18 protein-coding genes and 1 tRNA gene are annotated in these 17,013 nt (G+C 71.7%); 11 read left to right on the top strand and 8 right to left on the bottom strand.

Translation table 11 applies throughout. The features are described from left to right. Nucleotides 1–40: 40 nt before the first annotated feature. From QM782_RS02500 to folC, 3 genes are read right to left on the bottom strand one after another with little or no spacing between them, the layout of a single operon-like run. Nucleotides 41–526 carry a CvpA family protein gene (locus tag QM782_RS02500; RefSeq protein ID WP_415201362.1) on the bottom strand — a complete coding sequence of 162 codons (486 nt, stop codon included), beginning with the start codon at nt 524–526 and terminating at the stop codon, nt 41–43. 13 nt (nt 527–539) lie between these two features. After that, nucleotides 540–1,394, bottom strand: a complete 855-nt coding sequence (locus tag QM782_RS02495) for an SPOR domain-containing protein (RefSeq protein ID WP_415201361.1) — start codon at nt 1,392–1,394, stop codon at nt 540–542. A gap of 10 nt (nt 1,395–1,404) precedes the next feature. Continuing rightward, the gene (folC, locus tag QM782_RS02490; protein WP_415201360.1) at nt 1,405–2,718 is read right to left on the bottom strand and encodes a bifunctional tetrahydrofolate synthase/dihydrofolate synthase; all 1,314 of its coding nucleotides are present in this window, start codon (nt 2,716–2,718) and stop codon (nt 1,405–1,407) included. 42 nt (nt 2,719–2,760) lie between these two features. On the opposite strand from folC, the gene QM782_RS02485 reads away from it, so the two are divergent. Next, complete coding sequence (locus tag QM782_RS02485) at nt 2,761–3,108, top strand: ArsC family reductase (RefSeq protein ID WP_415201359.1); 348 nt, start codon at nt 2,761–2,763, stop codon at nt 3,106–3,108. Nucleotides 3,109–3,133: 25 nt separating this feature from the next. After that, nucleotides 3,134–3,460 (top strand): pyrimidine/purine nucleoside phosphorylase, encoded by a 327-nt coding sequence (locus QM782_RS02480; RefSeq protein ID WP_415201358.1) that lies wholly within the window; start codon nt 3,134–3,136, stop codon nt 3,458–3,460. A 6-nt stretch (nt 3,461–3,466) separates the two neighbouring features. Here the strand turns inward: QM782_RS02480 and murB are convergent, their stop codons facing one another. Next, nucleotides 3,467–4,519 carry a UDP-N-acetylmuramate dehydrogenase gene (gene murB, locus QM782_RS02475; protein ID WP_415201357.1) on the bottom strand — a complete coding sequence of 351 codons (1,053 nt, stop codon included), beginning with the start codon at nt 4,517–4,519 and terminating at the stop codon, nt 3,467–3,469. A gap of 74 nt (nt 4,520–4,593) precedes the next feature. Between murB and QM782_RS02470 the strand changes: the two genes are divergently transcribed. Genes QM782_RS02470 through QM782_RS02460 form a run of 3 tightly spaced genes read left to right on the top strand, consistent with a single transcriptional unit; the run spans nt 4,594 to nt 6,714 of the window. Then, nucleotides 4,594–5,079, top strand: coding sequence for a YajQ family cyclic di-GMP-binding protein (locus QM782_RS02470; protein WP_415201356.1), 486 nt, complete (start codon nt 4,594–4,596; stop codon nt 5,077–5,079). After that, nucleotides 5,079–5,726 (top strand): TIGR02281 family clan AA aspartic protease, encoded by a 648-nt coding sequence (locus QM782_RS02465; protein ID WP_415201355.1) that lies wholly within the window; start codon nt 5,079–5,081, stop codon nt 5,724–5,726. The genes QM782_RS02470 and QM782_RS02465 overlap by 1 nt, the downstream gene beginning before the upstream one ends. A 4-nt stretch (nt 5,727–5,730) precedes the next feature. Continuing rightward, nucleotides 5,731–6,714 carry an HD-GYP domain-containing protein gene (locus QM782_RS02460; RefSeq protein ID WP_415201354.1) on the top strand — a complete coding sequence of 328 codons (984 nt, stop codon included), beginning with the start codon at nt 5,731–5,733 and terminating at the stop codon, nt 6,712–6,714. A gap of 3 nt (nt 6,715–6,717) precedes the next feature. Here QM782_RS02460 and plsY read toward each other — a convergent pair whose 3' ends face one another. From plsY to QM782_RS02445, 3 genes are read right to left on the bottom strand one after another with little or no spacing between them, the layout of a single operon-like run. Next, nucleotides 6,718–7,350: a glycerol-3-phosphate 1-O-acyltransferase PlsY gene (gene plsY / locus QM782_RS02455; RefSeq protein ID WP_415201353.1), complete on the bottom strand. Its 633-nt coding sequence runs from the start codon at nt 7,348–7,350 to the stop codon at nt 6,718–6,720. A gap of 38 nt (nt 7,351–7,388) precedes the next feature. Continuing rightward, the gene (locus tag QM782_RS02450) at nt 7,389–7,877 is read right to left on the bottom strand and encodes an aminoacyl-tRNA deacylase (protein WP_415201352.1); all 489 of its coding nucleotides are present in this window, start codon (nt 7,875–7,877) and stop codon (nt 7,389–7,391) included. A gap of 3 nt (nt 7,878–7,880) precedes the next feature. Beyond that, nucleotides 7,881–8,945, bottom strand: coding sequence for an aldo/keto reductase (locus tag QM782_RS02445; protein WP_415201351.1), 1,065 nt, complete (start codon nt 8,943–8,945; stop codon nt 7,881–7,883). A 74-nt stretch (nt 8,946–9,019) separates the two neighbouring features. On the opposite strand from QM782_RS02445, the gene QM782_RS02440 reads away from it, so the two are divergent. From QM782_RS02440 to QM782_RS02415, 6 genes are all read left to right on the top strand, one after another. Further along, entirely contained in the window at nt 9,020–9,937 is a 918-nt protein-coding gene (locus tag QM782_RS02440) for an alpha/beta fold hydrolase (protein WP_415201350.1), read from the top strand. 101 nt (nt 9,938–10,038) lie between these two features. Further along, a protein-coding gene (gene prfB / locus QM782_RS02435) for a peptide chain release factor 2 (RefSeq protein WP_415201349.1) occupies nt 10,039–11,143 on the top strand; the annotation gives its coding sequence in 2 pieces (ribosomal slippage) (nt 10,039–10,119 and nt 10,121–11,143; 1,104 coding nt in all). Continuing rightward, entirely contained in the window at nt 11,143–11,817 is a 675-nt protein-coding gene (locus QM782_RS02430; protein WP_415201348.1) for an HAD family hydrolase, read from the top strand. Before prfB ends, QM782_RS02430 begins: the two co-directional genes overlap by 1 nt. Beyond that, nucleotides 11,801–14,494: an aminopeptidase N gene (gene pepN, locus QM782_RS02425; protein WP_415201347.1), complete on the top strand. Its 2,694-nt coding sequence runs from the start codon at nt 11,801–11,803 to the stop codon at nt 14,492–14,494. Before QM782_RS02430 ends, pepN begins: the two co-directional genes overlap by 17 nt. A 25-nt stretch (nt 14,495–14,519) precedes the next feature. Next, nucleotides 14,520–15,527 carry a class 1 fructose-bisphosphatase gene (locus QM782_RS02420; protein ID WP_415201346.1) on the top strand — a complete coding sequence of 336 codons (1,008 nt, stop codon included), beginning with the start codon at nt 14,520–14,522 and terminating at the stop codon, nt 15,525–15,527. Between the two features lie 67 nt (nt 15,528–15,594). Then, nucleotides 15,595–15,670 (top strand) — tRNA-Thr (locus tag QM782_RS02415). A 307-nt stretch (nt 15,671–15,977) separates the two neighbouring features. Here the strand turns inward: QM782_RS02415 and QM782_RS02410 are convergent. Beyond that, nucleotides 15,978–16,865 (bottom strand): copper chaperone PCu(A)C, encoded by an 888-nt coding sequence (locus QM782_RS02410; protein ID WP_415201345.1) that lies wholly within the window; start codon nt 16,863–16,865, stop codon nt 15,978–15,980. Nucleotides 16,866–17,013: the final 148 nt, after the last annotated feature.

Below are 17,013 nucleotides of genomic sequence, written 5' to 3'. Positions count from 1 at the left end.
GCGCGGCTTCAGGGGCAGGCCGCGCGCATCGAGGAAAGGATCACGGCAGGTACCGGGCCAGGCCGGGCGGCAGCGCCTGCTTGAACGCATGCAGCACCGACACCGTGATGCCGGCCCCGGTGGATTCGCGCCACCAGGCTTCGCGCTGGAGCGCCGTGTTGGTGACGATGACGCCGGCCGCCAGCAGCAAGATGGCGCCGCGCAGCAGCCCGAACACCATGCCCAGTACGCGGTCCACCGGCCGCAGGCCCACGGCCTGGATCAGCCGCTTGCACAGCGTCGCCGCCAGCCCGCAGGCGAACGCCGCCAGCACGAACACCAGCACGAATGCCGCCACGTAGCGTACCGTGGACGAGGCATCGCCCAGCGGCAGCTGTGGCGCCACGCCCGGCGCCAGCCACTGGGCCAGCACGAAGGCCGCGATCCAGCCCAGCACGGACAGCACCTCGAACACCAGCCCGCGCGAGGCTCCCAGCAGCAGGGAACAGGCCAGCACCGCCAGCATCACCCAGTCGAGGATCGGCATGCACGAACGTCGGTCAGAGCGACAGGACCGAGGCCTGCAGGCCCAGGCCCTTGAGGCGTTCGACCGCCTTGTCGGCTTCGGCGCGCTGCGAGAACGGCCCGACGCGGACACGGATGCGCTTGCCGTCCTTGGTGTCGACTTCCTGCGTGTAGGTCTTCAGGCCGGCGCGTTCCAGGCGCTGGCGCGTCTCGCGCGCCTTGTCGGCATCGGCGAACGCGCCGACTTGCACGACGAAGCGGCCGGCCTGGTCGGCCGCAGCGACGGCGGGCGCCGCCGCCGCCGGCGTCGGCGTGGCCTTGCCGTCCAGCAGCGCGCGGGCGCGGGCGCCGTCGTCGGGCGCCTTGCGTTCAGGCTTCGGCTCGGGCTTCAGTTCGGGTTTGGGCTCGGGCTTCTTCGGCTCGGGTTTCGCTTCGGGTTTCGGTTCGGGCTTCGGCGCCGCCGGCTTCGGTTCGTGCTTCGGCTCGGCGCCGGCCTTGGCGGGGGCCGGCGGCGCAGCGGCCGGCGCGTGGTCCGGCACCACTTCCTCGCGGGCGCCCAGGCTGGCATCGGCGGTCACGGTCGGCGGCGGTTCCGGGCGGGCCGGCGGCGCGGCCGCCTCGGGCTCGGCCGGCGTCACGCGGCCGGCGGCTGCGGCGGTCGGCGGGCGCGTCTTGTCGCGGTCGGGGATCTCGATCGGGATGTCGACCTGCACCGGGCGCGGCTGGGTGTCGAACAGCAGTGGAAAGCCCAGCACGCCGATCGCCACCAGCACCGCCGCGCCGATCAGCCGGTGGCGCGCGCGGCGGCGCATGTCGTCGATGGATTCCGCGGGACTGGCCGGCGGGTCGTCGCCGTGCTGACCACGTGCGCGGAACTTGAAGAAAGCCATGGAGATGAGTTCAGGTACCGAGGTGCTTGGCGTGCAGCTTGGGCAGGCCGTGCTCCAGCACGCCACCTACGGTCAGGAACGACCCGAAGACGAGGATTCTATCAGCGGGGTCCGCCTGCGACAGGGCCGTCTGGAGCGCTGCCATGGGGCCGTCGCAGGCCGCGGCGGTGACGTCCTTGCGCGTGGTGTTCAGCGCCTGCCAGCGCGCCAGCAGGTCGGCCGCGCGTGCGGCGCGCGGGCCCGGCAGGTCGCAGAAGTACCAGTGGTCGACCACGGGCGCCATGCGGCGCAGGATGCCGTCCAGGTCCTTGTCGCCCATGGCGCCGAAGACCGCATGCGTGTCGGGGAAAAAGCCCATCGCATCCAGGTTCGCGGCCAGTGCCGCGGCGGCGTGCGGGTTGTGCGCCACGTCCAGCACCAGCGTGGGCTGGCCCGGCACGATCTGGAAGCGGCCCGGCAGTTCCACCAGCGCCAGGCCGGCCCGCACGGCCTGGGCCGGGACCGGCAGGCGATCGCGCAGCGCCGTCAGCGCGGCCAGCACGCCGGCGGCATTGACCAGCTGGTTGGCGCCGCGCAGCGCCGGATATGCCAGGCCGCTGTAGCGCTTGCCGCGCCCGGCCCAGGACCACTGCTGCTGGTCGCCCGAAAAGCGGAAGTCCACGCCCGAGCGCCACAGGTCCGCGCCGATGTCCCGTGCGTGCTGCAGCACGCTGGCCGGCGGCATCGGGTCGCTGACGATGGCCGGGCGGCCGGGGCGCATGATGCCGGCCTTCTCCCGGCCGATGGCTTCGCGGTCCGGGCCCAGGAACTCCATGTGGTCCAGGTCGATGCTGGTGATCACGGCGCAGTCGGCGTCGACCACGTTGACCGCGTCCAGCCGGCCGCCCAGGCCGACTTCCAAGATCGCCAGGTCCAGGCCGGCCGCGGCCATGCAGGCGAGGATGGCCAGCGTGGTGAACTCGAAGTAGGTCAGCGCCTCCTCGCCGCGCGCGGCCTCCACGCGCGCGAACTGCGCCAGCAGGTCCTGCTCGGCCACCGGCACGCCGGCGATGCGGCAGCGTTCCTCGAAGCGCACCAGGTGCGGCGAGCTGTAGACGCCGGTGCGCCAGCCGGCCTGGCCGGCGATGGATTCCAGCATCGCGCAGGTCGACCCCTTGCCATTGGTGCCGGCCACGGTGACCACGGGGCAGTCGAAGCGCAGCTGCAGGCGTTCGGCCACCGCGCGCACGCGCTCCAGGCCCAGGTCGATCGGCCGGCCGTGCAGGCGCTCGCAGTGCGCCAGCCAGTCGGCGAGGCTGCGGGCAGGACTTGGAGGACTTTGCATAGGGCGCGGATTGTCGCAAAGCCCCCGCCATAATCGCGGGCCATGACCACGCTGTACGGCATTCCGAACTGCGACACTGTCAAGAAGGCGCGCGCCTGGCTCGACGGGCAAGGCATCGCCTACGCCTTCCACGACTTCAAGAAGGCCGGCGTGCCGCCGCAGCTGGACGACTGGATCGCCGCGCTGGGCTGGGAAGCCCTGCTGAACCGCAAGGGCACGACCTGGCGCAGGCTCGACGCCGCCACGCAGGCGGCCGTGCACGATGCCGCCAGCGCCGCCGCGCTGATGCGCGCGCATCCCAGCGTGATCAAGCGGCCGGTCGTCGAATGGAGCCGGGGGCCCGCGACCGTGGGCTTCTCGCCCGAGGCCTGGGCGGCACGGCGCCACTGATTTCTCCACTCCAACTGTTCAGAGCATGACCACCAGCAGCATCGCCGGCGTGACCGTCACGACCCAGGCCAACGTGTATTTCGACGGCAAGTGCGTGAGCCACGGCATCACCTTCCCCGACGGCACGAAGAAGAGCGTCGGCGTGATCCTGCCGGCCGAGCTGACCTTCAGCACCGGCGCGCCCGAGATCATGGAATGCGTGGGCGGTCGCTGCGAATACCGGCTGGCCGGCAGCGATGCCTGGGTGCAGTCCGGCCCCGGCGAGACGTTCAGCGTACCCGGCAACGCGAAGTTCGACATCCGCGTGACGGCCGAGGGCGGGCCGTACCACTACATCTGCCACTTCGGCTGACGGCGGTCAGACGACCACCGGCTCCGGCTCCAGCCGGATGCCGAAGCGCTCGTACACGCTGGTCTGGATCGCGCGCGCCAGCGTCATGACCTCGCCGCCCGTGGCGGGGTGCGCGTCGCCGCCGCGGTTGACGAGCACCAGCGCCTGCTTCTCGTACACGCCGGCGTTGCCCACGCTCTTGCCCTTCCAGCCGCAGGCGTCGATCAGCCAGCCGGCCGCCAGCTTCACGTTGCCGTCGGGCATCGGGTAGTGCACCACGCGCGGCTCGCGGCCGATGATGTCGGCGCATTGCTCGGGCGTGACCGTGGGGTTCTTGAAGAAGCTGCCGGCGTTGCCCAGCACGCGCGGGTCCGGCAGCTTGCTGCGCCGGATCTCGCAGACCCAGTCGAACACCTGCCGGGCGGTCGGCTCGGCGATGCCGGCCTCGGCCTGCCGGCGCGCCAGGTCCAGGTAGCCCAGCTCGGGCTTCCAGGCCTTGGGCAGGCGCAGCCGCACGCGCGTGATCAGGGCCCGGCCCGCCAGGCCGAAGTCCGACAGCTCGGCCGCCGCGTGCTTGAACACCGAGTCGCGGTAGCCGAACGCGCATTGCGCGGCATCCAGCGTGAAGGGGCGGCCGGTGGCCAGGTCGATGCCGTCCAGCGCGTCGAAGCGGTCCTGCAGCTCCACGCCGTAGGCGCCGATGTTCTGCACCGGCGCGGCACCCACGGTGCCGGGAATCAGCGCCAGGTTCTCCAGGCCGGGCCAGCCCTGCGCCAGCGTCCAGGCCACGAAGTCGTGCCAGTTCTCGCCGGCGCCGGCCTCGACGATCCAGGCCTTGTCGGTCTCCCGCACCAGCCGGCGGCCCGGCACCTCGACCTTCAGCACCAGCGCATGCACGTCGCCGGTCAGCACGATGTTGCTGCCCCCGCCCAGCACGAACCGCGGCAGCGCCGCCAGCGCCGGATCGGCCAGCACCGCCGCCACGTCGGCATCGCTCGCCACGCGCACCAGCGTCTGCGCGCGCGCGACGATGCCGAAGGCGTTGTAGGCCCGAAGCGGGACATTCTTCTCGACTAACATCCGGGAATTGTCGCATCGCATGCCGGCCCGGCGCCCCTGCCCACGGGTCGGCGCAACCTCCAGGAAACCGTCCCATGCCCTCTTTCGACACCGTCTGCGAAGCCGATCTGGTCAAGGTCCGCAACGCCGTGGACAACAGCGCCAAGGAGATCGGCACCCGCTTCGACTTCAAGGGCACGTCCGCCGCCATCGAGCTGAAGGACAAGGAGATCACCGTCACCGGCGACGCCGACTTCCAACTCGACCAGATCATCGACGTGCTGCGCAACAAGCTGACCAAGCAGGAAGTCGACGTGCGCTTCCTGGACATCGGCGCGGTGCAGAAGATCGGCGGCGACAAGGTCAAGCGCGTCATCAAGGTGCGCAACGGCATCGAGGCCGAACTGGCCAAGAAGATCCAGCGCCTGGTCAAGGACAGCAAGCTCAAGGTGCAGGCCGCGATCCAGGGCGAGTCCGTGCGCGTGACCGGCGCCAAGCGCGACGACCTGCAGGCCGCCATGGCGCTGATCCGCAAGGACGTGGCGGACGTGCCGCTGTCCTTCAACAACTTCCGGGATTGATGAAGCGGCGCCCGGCCCTGGCCGCCGCGCTGGCGGCCGCGACGCTGGGCTGGGCCGGGGCCGCCCGGGCCCAGGCCGTCGCGCTGACCGGCGTGCTGGGCCGGCGCGCGCTGCTGGTGGTCGATGGCGAAGGCCCGCGCAGCCTGGCCGTCGGCGAGCGCTGGCGCGGCGTGACGCTCGTCTCCGTGCAGGGCGACCAGGCCGAGCTCGACATCGGCGGCCGGCGCGCCAGCGTGCGGCTGGGCGAGGCTCCCGCCAGCGTGGGCCCGGCCGGCGGCGCGCAGCGCATCGTGCTGCAGGCCGACGGCCGCGGCCACTTCACCGGCCAGGGCCGCATCAACGCCCAGCTCGTGCAGTTCATGGTGGACACCGGCGCGAGCACCGTGGCGCTCGGCGCGGCCGAGGCCGACCGCCTGGGGCTGGCCTACCGCGAGGGGCAAAGCGTGCGGCTGTCCACGGCCAACGGCACCGTGCAGGGCTGGGCGGTCCGGCTCGCGACGCTGCGCCTGGGCGAGGCCGAGCTGCATGGCGTGGATGCCGTCGTCGTGCCCGTGGCCATGCCCTACGTGCTGCTCGGCAACAACGTGCTGGGCCGCTTCGAGATGACGCGCAGCCAGGAGCGGATGGTGCTCCAGCAGCGCTACTGACGCCATGGAGCCCACCGCCGTTCCCCACCCGCAGGAGGCCGAGTACGACGACCTGCTGGGCCTGTGGGCGGACCTGGAGGCCGGCCTCTCGACGCTGCTGCTGCGCCCGCGCCGGGTGGCCGAGTTCCCGCGCAAGGTGCGCCAGTACGATCGCTGGATTCAGGACCTGCTGCAACACGACATGGACACCGGGCTGTACCTGCTGGTGCAGCTCGCCTCCAACCGCTCGCTGGGGTACAGCAGCGCGCATGCGCTGGTCTGCGCCGTGCTGTGCCACGTGGCGGCCGCCGAGCTGGCCCTGCCGGCGCACGAGCGCGAGAGCCTGGTCGGCGCGGCCCTGACCATGAACCTGGCCATGACCGCGCTGCAGAACCAGCTGGCCGAGCAGGCCGGGCGCCCCAGCGCGGCGCAGCAGGTACAGATCGACACGCATGGCCGGGTCGGCAGCCTGCTGCTGCGCGAACTGGGGGTGGACGACACGGCCTGGCTGCAGGCCGTGGCGGCGCACCACGAGCGCACGGCGCCCGGGCCGCTGCAGGAGCTGGCGCCGGCGCAGCGGCTGGTCCGCGTGCTGCAGGTCGTGGACCGCTACGGGGCGCTGCTGAGCCCGCGCCGCACGCGCGCGGCGTGCAGCGTGGTCGAGACCGTGCGTGCGCTGCTGTCCCGCGACGACGGCGCGCGCGAGCCGGTCGGCATGGCGCTGGTGCGGGCCATCGGCCTGTGCCCGCCGGGCAGCTTCGTGCGGCTGGACTCGGGCGAGGTGGCGCTGGTGCTGCGCCGCGGTTCCCGGCCCAGCCAGCCGCTGCTCGCCATCGTGCTCGGCCGCGGCGGCGAGCGGCTGCGGGTGCCGCGGCTGCGCCGCGCGGCCTGCGGCGGCCCGTCGATCCGCTCGGCCATCACGCCGGACCTGCTGCGCGACCGCGTGCGCCTGAACCACCAGGCCCTGCTGCGCCAGGCGCTGCAGGCCGATCGCGAGCACCGCCTCTGACGGCTACTTCTTGCGGCCCTGCCCCAGCTTCGACTCGCGCCCCTGGACCAGGCGCCCGATGTTCTCGCGGTGCCGCCAGAACAGCAGCAGCGCCATCACGCCCAGCGCCACGGCGATGCGCCTGTCCGCATACCAGGCCAGGCCGTCGCCGAACAGGTAGTACGTCGGCGCGAACACCGCCGCCACCAGCGAGGCCAGCGAGGAATAGCGGAAGAAGAAGGCGATGATGATCCAGGTCAGCGCCGCCGCCAGGCCCAGCCCCCAGTGCACGCCGAACAGCACGCCCAGCGCCGTGGCCACGCCCTTGCCGCCCTGGAAGCGGAAGAACACCGGGTACAGGTGGCCCAGGAAGGCCGCCAGCCCGACCAGCGCCACGGTGCCGCCGCGCAGGCCGAAGCGCTCGCCGTACCAGGCCACCAGCGCCACCGGCAGCCAGCCCTTCAGCGCGTCCAGCAGCAGCGTGACGGCGGCCGCGGCCTTGCTGCCCGAGCGCAGCACGTTGGTCGCGCCCGGGTTCTTGCTGCCGTAGCTGCGCGGGTCGGCCAAGCCCATGGTCCGGCTCACGATCACGGCGAAGGACAGCGACCCCAGCAGGTAGGCCGCGAGGGTGGCGAGGAGGGGATTCAGGTCTTGCATGGGTCAGGCGCGGGGCGCGCGGATTGTGCCAGCGGGCATCACAGCGGCAGCGCGCACTGCACGGGCCGGGCGTCCAGCAGGCGTACGCAGGCCTGCGGGTCGATGCCGACCAGGTAGCCGCGCCGCCCGCCGTTGATCGCGATGCGCGGCAGCGCCAGGATGCTCTCCTCGATGTAGACCGGCATGCGCCGCCTGGTGCCGAACGGCGAGGTGCCGCCGACCAGGTAGCCGCTGTGCCGGTTGGCGACCTCGGGCGCGCAGGCCTCGACCGACTTGGCGCCGATCTGCCGCGCCAGGTTCTTGGTCGAGACCTTGCGGTTGCCGTGCATCAGCACCAGCAGCGGCCGGCCGTCCTGGTCCTGCATGACCAGCGTCTTGACCACGGTGAACGGGTCCAGGCCCAGCACCTCGGCGCTGTGCTGGGCGCCGCCGTGCTCCAGGTACGCGTAGGGATGCTCGGTGAAGGCCACGCCGTGCGCCCGCAGCAGCTGCGTGGCGGGCGTTTCCGACACATGCTGCTTGCCCACGGCCTAGATCGCGGGGTCGCCCAGCTCCAGGCGCAGTTCGTCGAGCGCCGCCGGCACGCCCTCGGGCAGCGCGGTGGCGTAGGCCGCCACGTCCTCCTCCAGCTGGGCCACGCTGGTCACGCCCAGGATGGTGCTGGCGACCTGCCACTTGCTGCGGCAGAAGGCCAGCGCCAGCTGCGTGGGCGTGAGGCCGTGCTCGCGCGCCAGCGCGCTGTAGCGCCGCGCCGCCTCCAGCGCGGCCGGCCGGCCCCAGCGCCCGCTGCGCACCGAGGCGTAGCGCGCGATGCGCGCCTGCGCCGGCGCCTGCGGGCCGCTGGTGCCGCCGGCGTCGTACTTGCCGGTCAGCAGGCCGAAGCCCAGCGGCGAGTAGGCCAGCAGCGCCACGTCCAGCCGGTGCAGCGTCTCGTCCAGCGCGTTCTCCACGCTGCGGTTGATCAGGCAGTAGGCGTTCTGCACGGTCGCCACGCGCGGCAGGCTGTGGGCCTCGGCCAGGCGCACGAACTCGTGCACGCCCCAGGGCGTCTCGTTCGACAGGCCGATCGCGCGCACCTTGCCGGCGCGCACCAGGCTGTCCAGCGCGTGCAGCTGCTCCTCGACCGACGGCGCCGGGCGCTCCTTGGCCGGGTCGTAGTAGCGCTCGCCGAAGGACGGCACGTTGCGCGCCGGCCAATGGATCTGGTAGAGGTCGATCACGTCGGTGCGCAGGCGCTTCAGGCTGGCCTCGCAGGACTCGACGATGTCGCTGGCCTTGAAGTCCGGCCGGCCGTGGCGGATCCACGGCATGCCGCGCGGCGGGCCGGCGGCCTTGGTCGCCAGCAGCACGCGCTGGCGTGCGCCGGGGCGGGCCGCGAACCAGTCGCCGAGGATGGTTTCGGTCGCTCCATAGGTCTCGGCGCGGGCCGGCACGGCGTACATCTCGGCCGTGTCGATGAAGCCGATGCCCAGGTCGAGCGAGCGGTCCAGGATGGCATGGGCCGACGCCGCGTCGACCTGCTCGCCGAAGGTCATGGTGCCGAGGCAGAGTTCGGTGGCCTTCAGGCCGCTGCGGCCCAGGGGAACGGTGCGCATGGTGGGACGTCCAGGAACGGTGGAGGCTGGCGAGTGTGCCACTTCGGGCGCAGGCCCTGGCTACCATCGCCGCCATGTACCAGCCGATCCGCCCGTCCCGCAGCGACTTCGTGCCGATCCGCCTGCACGACTACCACGTGCGGCTGTGGGGCGAGCCGGCGCCCGGCCGCACGCCGCTGGTGCTGCTGCACGGCTGGATGGACGTGTCGGCCTCCTGGCAGTTCGTCGTCGATGCGCTGCCGGGCGAGCCTTTCGTCATCGCGCCGGACTGGCGCGGCTACGGCCTGACCACGGCCGCACCGGTGGACAACTACTGGTTCGGCGACTACCTGGCCGACCTGGACTTCCTGCTGGACCACTACGCGCCGGACCGCCCGGTGCACCTGGCCGGCCACAGCATGGGCGGCAACGTGGCCATGCTGTACGCCGGCATCCGCCCGCAGCGCATCCGCCGGCTGGTGAACCTGGAGGGCTTCGGCCCGCCGCCCGCCGGCAGCGCGGACGTACCGGCCCGCTACGCGCGCTGGATGGACGAGCTCAAGCAGTTCCACGGCGGCCGGATGGCGCTGGCGCGCTACGACAGCGTGGACGGCGTGGCGCGCCGGCTGATGAAGACCAACCCGCGGCTGCCGCGCGACCAGGCCGACTGGCTGGCGCGCCAGTGGTCGGCCGAAGTCGCGCAGCCCGACGGGCGCCGCGCCTGGCGCATCCTCGGCGACGAGGCCCACAAGATCGTCTTCGCGCAGCCGATGCGCGTGGACGACGTGCTGGCGCTGTACCGCGCGATCACGGCGCCGGTGCTGGCCATGGAGGCCGCGGACGACAGCCTGGCGAAATGGTGGCCGGGCCACTACACGCTGGACGACTACCACGCGCGGCTGCGCGAGATCGCCGACTGCACCGTGGTGCGCATCGAGGACGCCGGCCACATGCTGCAGCACGACCAGCCCGGCGCCGTGGCGGCGCGGATGGCGCAATTCCTGGACCGGTAGCCGCGCGCGCCGCGGCCGGGCCGCCGCCCGCCCGGCGGGCGCACGCATGAGAAAATCGCCGGTTTCGCCGCAAGGCGCCACCGACCACACGAGCACGCACCATGGACGCAGAACGCATCAACCAGATCGGCACCCAGCTGGCGGACCTGGCCGCAAGGACCCAGGACCTACGGGGGTATCTTTGACTTCGATGCCAAAGCCGAACGCCTGAGGACCGTCAACGCTGCGCTGGAAGACCCGGCGGTCTGGAACGACCCGAAGAAGGCCCAGGAACTCGCCAAGGAAAAGAAGACCCTGGAAGACGTGGTCGTGACGCTGGAGCGCCTGGGCCGCGAGCTGGCGGACAACGCCGAGCTGTACGAGATGAGCCGGGACGAGGGCGACGACGCCGGCCTGGCCACGATCGAGACCGAGAGCGGCAAGCTCGCCAAGGAAGTCGAGGCGCTGGAGTTCCGACGCATGTTCGGCAACCCGGCCGACCCGCTGAACTGCTTCGTCGACATCCAGGCCGGCGCCGGTGGCACCGAGGCCTGCGACTGGGCCAGCATGCTGCTGCGCCAGTACCTCAAGTACGCCGAGCGCAAGGGCTTCAAGACCACGGTCGAGGACGAGTCGCCCGGCGACACCGCCGGCATCAAGAGCGCCACGATCAAGGTCGAGGGCGAGTACGCCTTCGGCCTGCTGCGTACCGAGACCGGCGTGCACCGGCTGGTGCGCAAGTCGCCGTTCGACAGCTCGGGCGGGCGCCACACCAGCTTCGCCAGCATCTTCGTGTACCCGGAGATCGACGACTCCATCGAGATCGAGATCAACCCGGCCGACGTGCGCGTGGACACCTACCGCGCCAGCGGCGCCGGCGGCCAGCACATCAACAAGACCGACTCGGCCGTGCGCCTGACGCACATGCCGACCGGCATCGTCGTGCAGTGCCAGGACAGCCGCAGCCAGCACAGCAACCGCGACGTGGCCTGGCGCCGCCTGCGCTCGCGCCTGTACGACCACGAGATGCGCAAGCGCATGGAAGAGCAGCAGAAGCTGGAGGAAGGCAAGACCGACGTCGGCTGGGGCCACCAGATCCGCAGCTACGTGCTGGACAACAGCCGCATCAAGGACCTGCGCACCAACGTCGAGATCTCGGCCACGCAGAAGGTGCTGGACGGCGACCTCGATGCGTTCATCGAAGCCTCGCTGAAGCAGGGCATCTGATGAGGACCGAGGCGCTGATCTTCGACATGGACGGCACCATCGTCGATTCCCTGCCGTTCCACGAACGCTCGTGGGTGCACTTCTGCCGCCACCACGGCCTGGCGCTGGACGCCGCCGACATCATGGCCCGCACCAACGGCCGCACCGGCGTCGAGTGCATGGCCGAGGTGTTCGGCCGCGCCCTGCCGCCGGCCGAGGCCCAGGCCCTGGTGCGCCAGAAGGAAGCGATCTACCGCGCGCTGTTCGCCGCGGACTTCCGCGAGATCGCCGGCTTCTCGGCCTTCGCCGCCGCTGCCGCCGCGCGCGGCCTGAAGCTGGGCATGGGCACGGCCGGCGACCGCGACAACATCGACTTCGTGCTCGGCCGGCTGGCCTGGCGCCAGCGGCCGCAGGCCGTCGTCGGCGGCGACGAGGGCCTGTCCGGCAAGCCCACGCCCGCCATCTTTCTCGAAGTCGCGCGCCGGCTCGGCGTGGCGCCCGCGCACTGCATCGTGTTCGAGGACGCGCCCTTCGGCATCGAGGCCGCGCGCCGCGCCGGCATGCGCGCCGTCGCCGTGTGCAGCACGCACGCGCCCGAAGAGCTCGCCGGCCCGCACGTGGTCGCCGCCGTGCGCGACTACCAAGAACTCGCCCATTCGAAATTTCTGGAGATGCTCGATGTTGCACATGCGTGATGCGCAGAGCCAACCGCCCGTGGCCATCCGCCGCGAGGACTACCAGGCCCCGGCCTTCTGGATCGACACGGTCGACCTGACCTTCGACCTGGACCCGGCCAAGACCCGCGTGCTGAACCGCATGGTGCTGCGCCGCAACCCGGACGTGCCGGCCCAGCCGCTGCGCCTGGACGGCGAGGAACTGAACCTGGCGCGCGTGCTGGTCGACGGCCAGGGCGCCTCGTTCCGCATCGAGGGCGACCAGCTGGTGCTGGAGGACCTGCCCGCGGCCGAGGCGGGCCCGTTCACGCTGGAGATCTTCACCACCTGCGCGCCGGCCAAGAACACCAAGCTGATGGGCCTGTACGTCAGCAACGGCTCGTTCTTCACGCAGTGCGAGGCCGAGGGCTTCCGCCGCATCACCTACTTCCTGGACCGTCCGGACGTGATGGCCAGCTACACCGTCCTGCTCCGTGCCGACAAGACGCTCTACCCGGTGCTGCTGTCCAACGGCAACCTGGTCGAGCACGGCCCGCTGGCCGGCGAGGGCAACGAGAACCGCCACTACGCCAAGTGGGTCGACCCGCACCGCAAGCCCTGCTACCTGTTCGCCCTGGTGGCCGGCAAGCTGGTCGCGCGCGAGCAGCGCATCCGCTCGCGCCTGGGCGGCGACCACCTGCTGCAGGTCTACGTGCGCCCGGGCGACCTGGACAAGACCGAGCACGCGATGCGCTCGCTGATGGCCTCGGTGGCCTGGGACGAGGCCCGCTTCGGCCTGGCGCTGGACCTGGAGCGCTTCATGGTCGTCGCGACCAGCGACTTCAACATGGGGGCCATGGAGAACAAGGGCCTGAACATCTTCAACACCAAGTACGTGCTGGCCAGCCAGGCCACCGCGACCGATGTGGACTTCGCCAACATCGAGTCGGTGGTCGGCCACGAGTACTTCCACAACTGGACCGGCAACCGCGTGACCTGCCGCGACTGGTTCCAGCTGAGCCTGAAGGAAGGCCTCACGGTGTTCCGCGACCAGGAGTTCAGCCAGGACCTGTGCGCCGAGCCCTCGGCCCGCGCCGTCAAGCGCATCGAGGACGTGCGCGTGCTGCGCACCGCGCAGTTCCCCGAGGACGCCGGCCCGATGGCCCACCCGGTGCGGCCCGACAGCTACGTCGAGATCAACAACTTCTACACCGTCACGGTCTACGAGAAGGGCGCCGAGGTCGTGCGCATGATGCAGACCCTGGTCGGCCGCGAGGGCTTCGCGGCGGGCATGAAGCTGTACTTCGCGCGCCACGACGGCCAGGCCGTGACCTGCGACGACTTCGCGCAGGCCATCGCCGACGCCAACCCGGACTCCGAGCTCGCGCGCCGGCTGCCGCAGTTCAAGCGCTGGTACGGCCAGGCCGGCACGCCGCGCGTGCAGGCCGCGGGGCGGTTCGACGCCGCCACCGGCCGCTACGTGCTGCAGCTGTCCCAGAGCTGCCCGCCCACGCCGGGCCAGCCGCACAAGGAGCCCTTCGTGATCCCGGTCGCGCTGGGCCTGCTCGCCGCCGACGGCCAGGAACTCGCCACCGGCCAGCCGGCGCTGTTCGTGATGACCGAGCCGCACCACGAACTGGTGTTCGAGGGCCTGGCGGCCGAGCCCGTGCCCTCGCTGCTGCGCGGCTTCTCGGCGCCGGTGATCCTGGACATCGACTACACCGATGCCCAGCTGCTGACCTTGCTGGCGCACGACAGCGACCCGTTCAACCGCTGGGAGGCCGGCCAGCGCCTGGCCCTGCGCCGCGCGCTGCGGGCGATCGGCGACGCGGGCTGGACCCCCGCGCAGCCGCCGCTGGACGCCGCCTTCGTGGACGCCATGCGCGCCGTGCTGCGCCACCCGGCGCTGGACGCGGCCTTCAAGGAGCTGGTGCTGACGCTGCCCTCCGAGGGCTACCTGGCCGAGCAGCTGGAGGAGGTCGACCCGCAGCGCATCCACGCCGTGCGCGACGCCATGCGCGAGCAACTGGCCACGGCCCTGTTCGAGGACTGGCAGTGGGCCTACGAGGCGCACCGCGACAACGGCGCCTACCGGCCCGATCCGGTCTCTAGCGGCCGGCGCGCGCTGGCCGGCCTGGCGCTGGCCCAGCTGTGCCTGGCCGCCCGTGCCAGCGGCGATGCGGTCTGGCCCGGCAAGGCCTACCAGCGCTTCAAGGACGCCGGCAACATGACCGACCGCTTCAACGCGCTGTCGGCCCTGGTCGGCAGTGCGCACCCGCTGGCCGCGCAGGCGCTGGCGCGCTTCCACGCGATGTTCAAGGACGAGGCCCTGGTGCTGGACAAGTGGTTCGCGCTGCAGGCCGGCGCGCCGGACCGCGACGGCAACGTGCTGCCGGCCGTCAAGCAGCTGATGGCGCACCCGGACTTCCAGCTGCGCAACCCCAACCGCGCGCGCAGCCTGATCTTCAGCTACTGCAACGCCAACCCGGGCGGCTTCCACCGCCGCGACGCGGCCGGCTACGTGTTCTGGGCCGAGCGCGTGATCGAGCTGGACGGCATCAACCCGCAGGTCGCGGCGCGGCTGGCGCGTGCGCTGGACCGCTGGCGCAAGCTGGCCGAGCCCTACCGCACGGCCGCGCGCGAGGCGCTGGCCCGGGTGGCGGCCAAGCCCGACCTGTCCAACGACGTGCGCGAGGTCGTCACCCGCGCGCTCGACTGATCTTTCATTTCCACGAGGAATCCCCATGACCCAGAGAGTCTCCCTGACCCGCTACCTGGTCGAGCAGCAGCGGGTGGACGGCCACATCCCGGCGCAGCTGCGCCTGCTGCTGGAGGTGGTCGCGCGCGCCTGCAAGCGCATCAGCTTCGCCGTCAACAAGGGCGCGCTCGGCGACGTGCTCGGCGCGGCCGAGACGCAGAACGTGCAGGGCGAGCTGCAGAAGCAGCTCGACATCATCGCCAACGAGGTGCTGATCGAGGCCAACGAATGGGGCGGCCACCTGGCCGCCATGGCCTCGGAGGAGATGGAAGGCATCTACGTGGTGCCGAACCGCTATCCCCAGGGCGAATACCTGCTGCTGTTCGATCCGCTGGACGGCTCGTCCAACATCGACGTGAACGTCAGCATCGGCACCATCTTCAGCGTGCTGAAGAAGCCCGAAGACCATCCCGGCGTGCAGGAGTCCGACTTCCTGCAGGCCGGCTGCAAGCAGGTCGCGGCCGGCTACTGCATCTACGGCCCGCAGACCACGCTGGTGCTGACGGTCGGCGACGGCGTGGCCATGTTCACGCTGGACCGCGAGCAGGGCTCCTTCGTGCTGACGCAGGAGAACCTGCGCATTCCCGAGGACACCAAGGAATTCGCGATCAACATGAGCAACATGCGCCACTGGGACGCCCCGGTGAAGCGCTACATCGACGAATGCCTGGCCGGCAAGGAAGGCCCGCGCGGCAAGGACTTCAACATGCGCTGGGTCGCCAGCATGGTGGCCGACGTGCACCGCATCCTGACGCGCGGCGGCATCTTCATGTATCCCTGGGACAAGCGCGAGCCCGAGAAGCCGGGCAAGCTGCGCCTGATGTACGAGGCCAACCCCATGGGCTGGCTGGTCGAGCAGGCCGGCGGCGCCGCCACCAACGGCCGCGAGCGCATCCTGGACGTGCAGCCGGCCAAGCTGCACGAGCGCGTGAGCGTGATCCTGGGCTCGAAGAACGAGGTCGAGCGCGTCACGCGCTATCACCTGGAAAAGTAAAGCTATAATCGCGGGCTTCGCCGGAGCAGGCTTTGCCTGCTGCCAGCGGCAGGCAGTTTCGGTTTCGGCCGGCATAGCTCAGTTGGTAGAGCAGCGCATTCGTAATGCGAAGGTCGGGGGTTCGACTCCTCTTGCCGGCACCACTCGATGTTGAAAAGGGCAGCCCATGCGGGCTGCCCTTTTTGCTTTCCGGGTGGTCGTGGAATCGTGTGGAGGACCGCGGCGCTTGCTGCGCGGACGCCCCGCCGGCAGGCGGCGGAGCGTGGAATTGGCGCCCGGGTTTCGCTCCGGGCGAGCGGGAGAGGCCCAGTCTCCTTTGCCCATGTGTTCGCATGGACAGGCGGGGTTGGAGAATACCGGGCGCGTATGAACGTGCCGTGAGCGAGTTCACGCTGGCGCCTGCCGGGGCATCGGGGATATCCCGGGTCTCCCCGGCATGCCGGTCGTGCGTCAGTGCCGGTGGCCGGCGCCTGCGGCCGCCTGCGCCGGCGCGCTGCGCACGGGCAGCTCGACTTCCAGGCGGGCGTCGGCGCCCGCCGCGTCCTTGAAGCGCAGCGTCAGCGGTACCGTGCTGCCGGCGGGCAGCGCTTGCTTCAGGTCCATCAGCATCACGTGGTAGCCGCCTGGCTTCAGTTCGACGGTCTGCCGCGGCGGCAGCGGCAGGGCGTCGACCGCGCGCATGCGCATGACGTCGCCTTCCAGCTTCATCTCGTGCACCTCGGCCACGCCGGCGGCCGGCGACTCGACGGCCACCAGGCGGGCGCCGGCCGGGGCCTGCAGCTTCATGAAGGCGCCGGTGCCGCGCTGGCCGGGCACGCTGGCGCGCACCCAGCCGTCCTGCACGTGCACGGCGGCCACGCCGGGCGGCAGCACGTCCAGCCGTGCGGCCGGCAGGGGCAGCTTCTCGCCGGCCGCGCCGCTGGGCAACTGGGCCCAGTCGGTGCTGCCGGTGTCGCAGTGCTGCAGCACCTTGAAGTACAGCGGGCCGGGCGTGCTGCCCAGCCTGCCGCGCAGCACGAATTCGGCGGGCTGGTCCGCGGGCAGGGCGCTGGCCGCGCTGTCGGCGGTCCAGCGCACGGTGCCGGCGTCGCGTTCGATCTTCCAGCCGGTGCGTGCGGGCACGTCCAGCAGCGTGAAGCCCTGGGGCGGCAGGCGGACGGTCAGGCCGGTGGTGGCCTTGGCGCCCTGGCAGGCATGGCCGACGCGGAACGCGGCCTCGTAGTCGCTGCCGGCGGTGGCGCCGCCCGGCGGCAGTGCGACGTGGGCGAAGGCGCTGGCGCCGCAGAGCAGGGCGCCGGCGGCGATGCAGCGGGCGATCGGGTGGGCGGAGGTCGGCATGGTGTCGTCCTTTTGGGGAAAGAGGGGGCTCGGGTCTCGGCTCCGCGGTGCGCGTGTCTATGCGCTGCGGGCCGGAGGAAATTCCGGTACGGGTCGTCGTCCAGTCGTCGACGCCACTGGCGGCGACGGGCGTGCCGAGCGGCCACCG

It is taken from the genome of Pseudorhodoferax sp., from assembly GCF_047601025.1.
Lineage (GTDB): Bacteria > Pseudomonadota > Gammaproteobacteria > Burkholderiales > Burkholderiaceae_C > Pseudorhodoferax.
The sequence above is the reverse complement of the archived record's forward strand: the minus strand, read 5'-3'. Positions and strand labels throughout refer to the sequence as shown.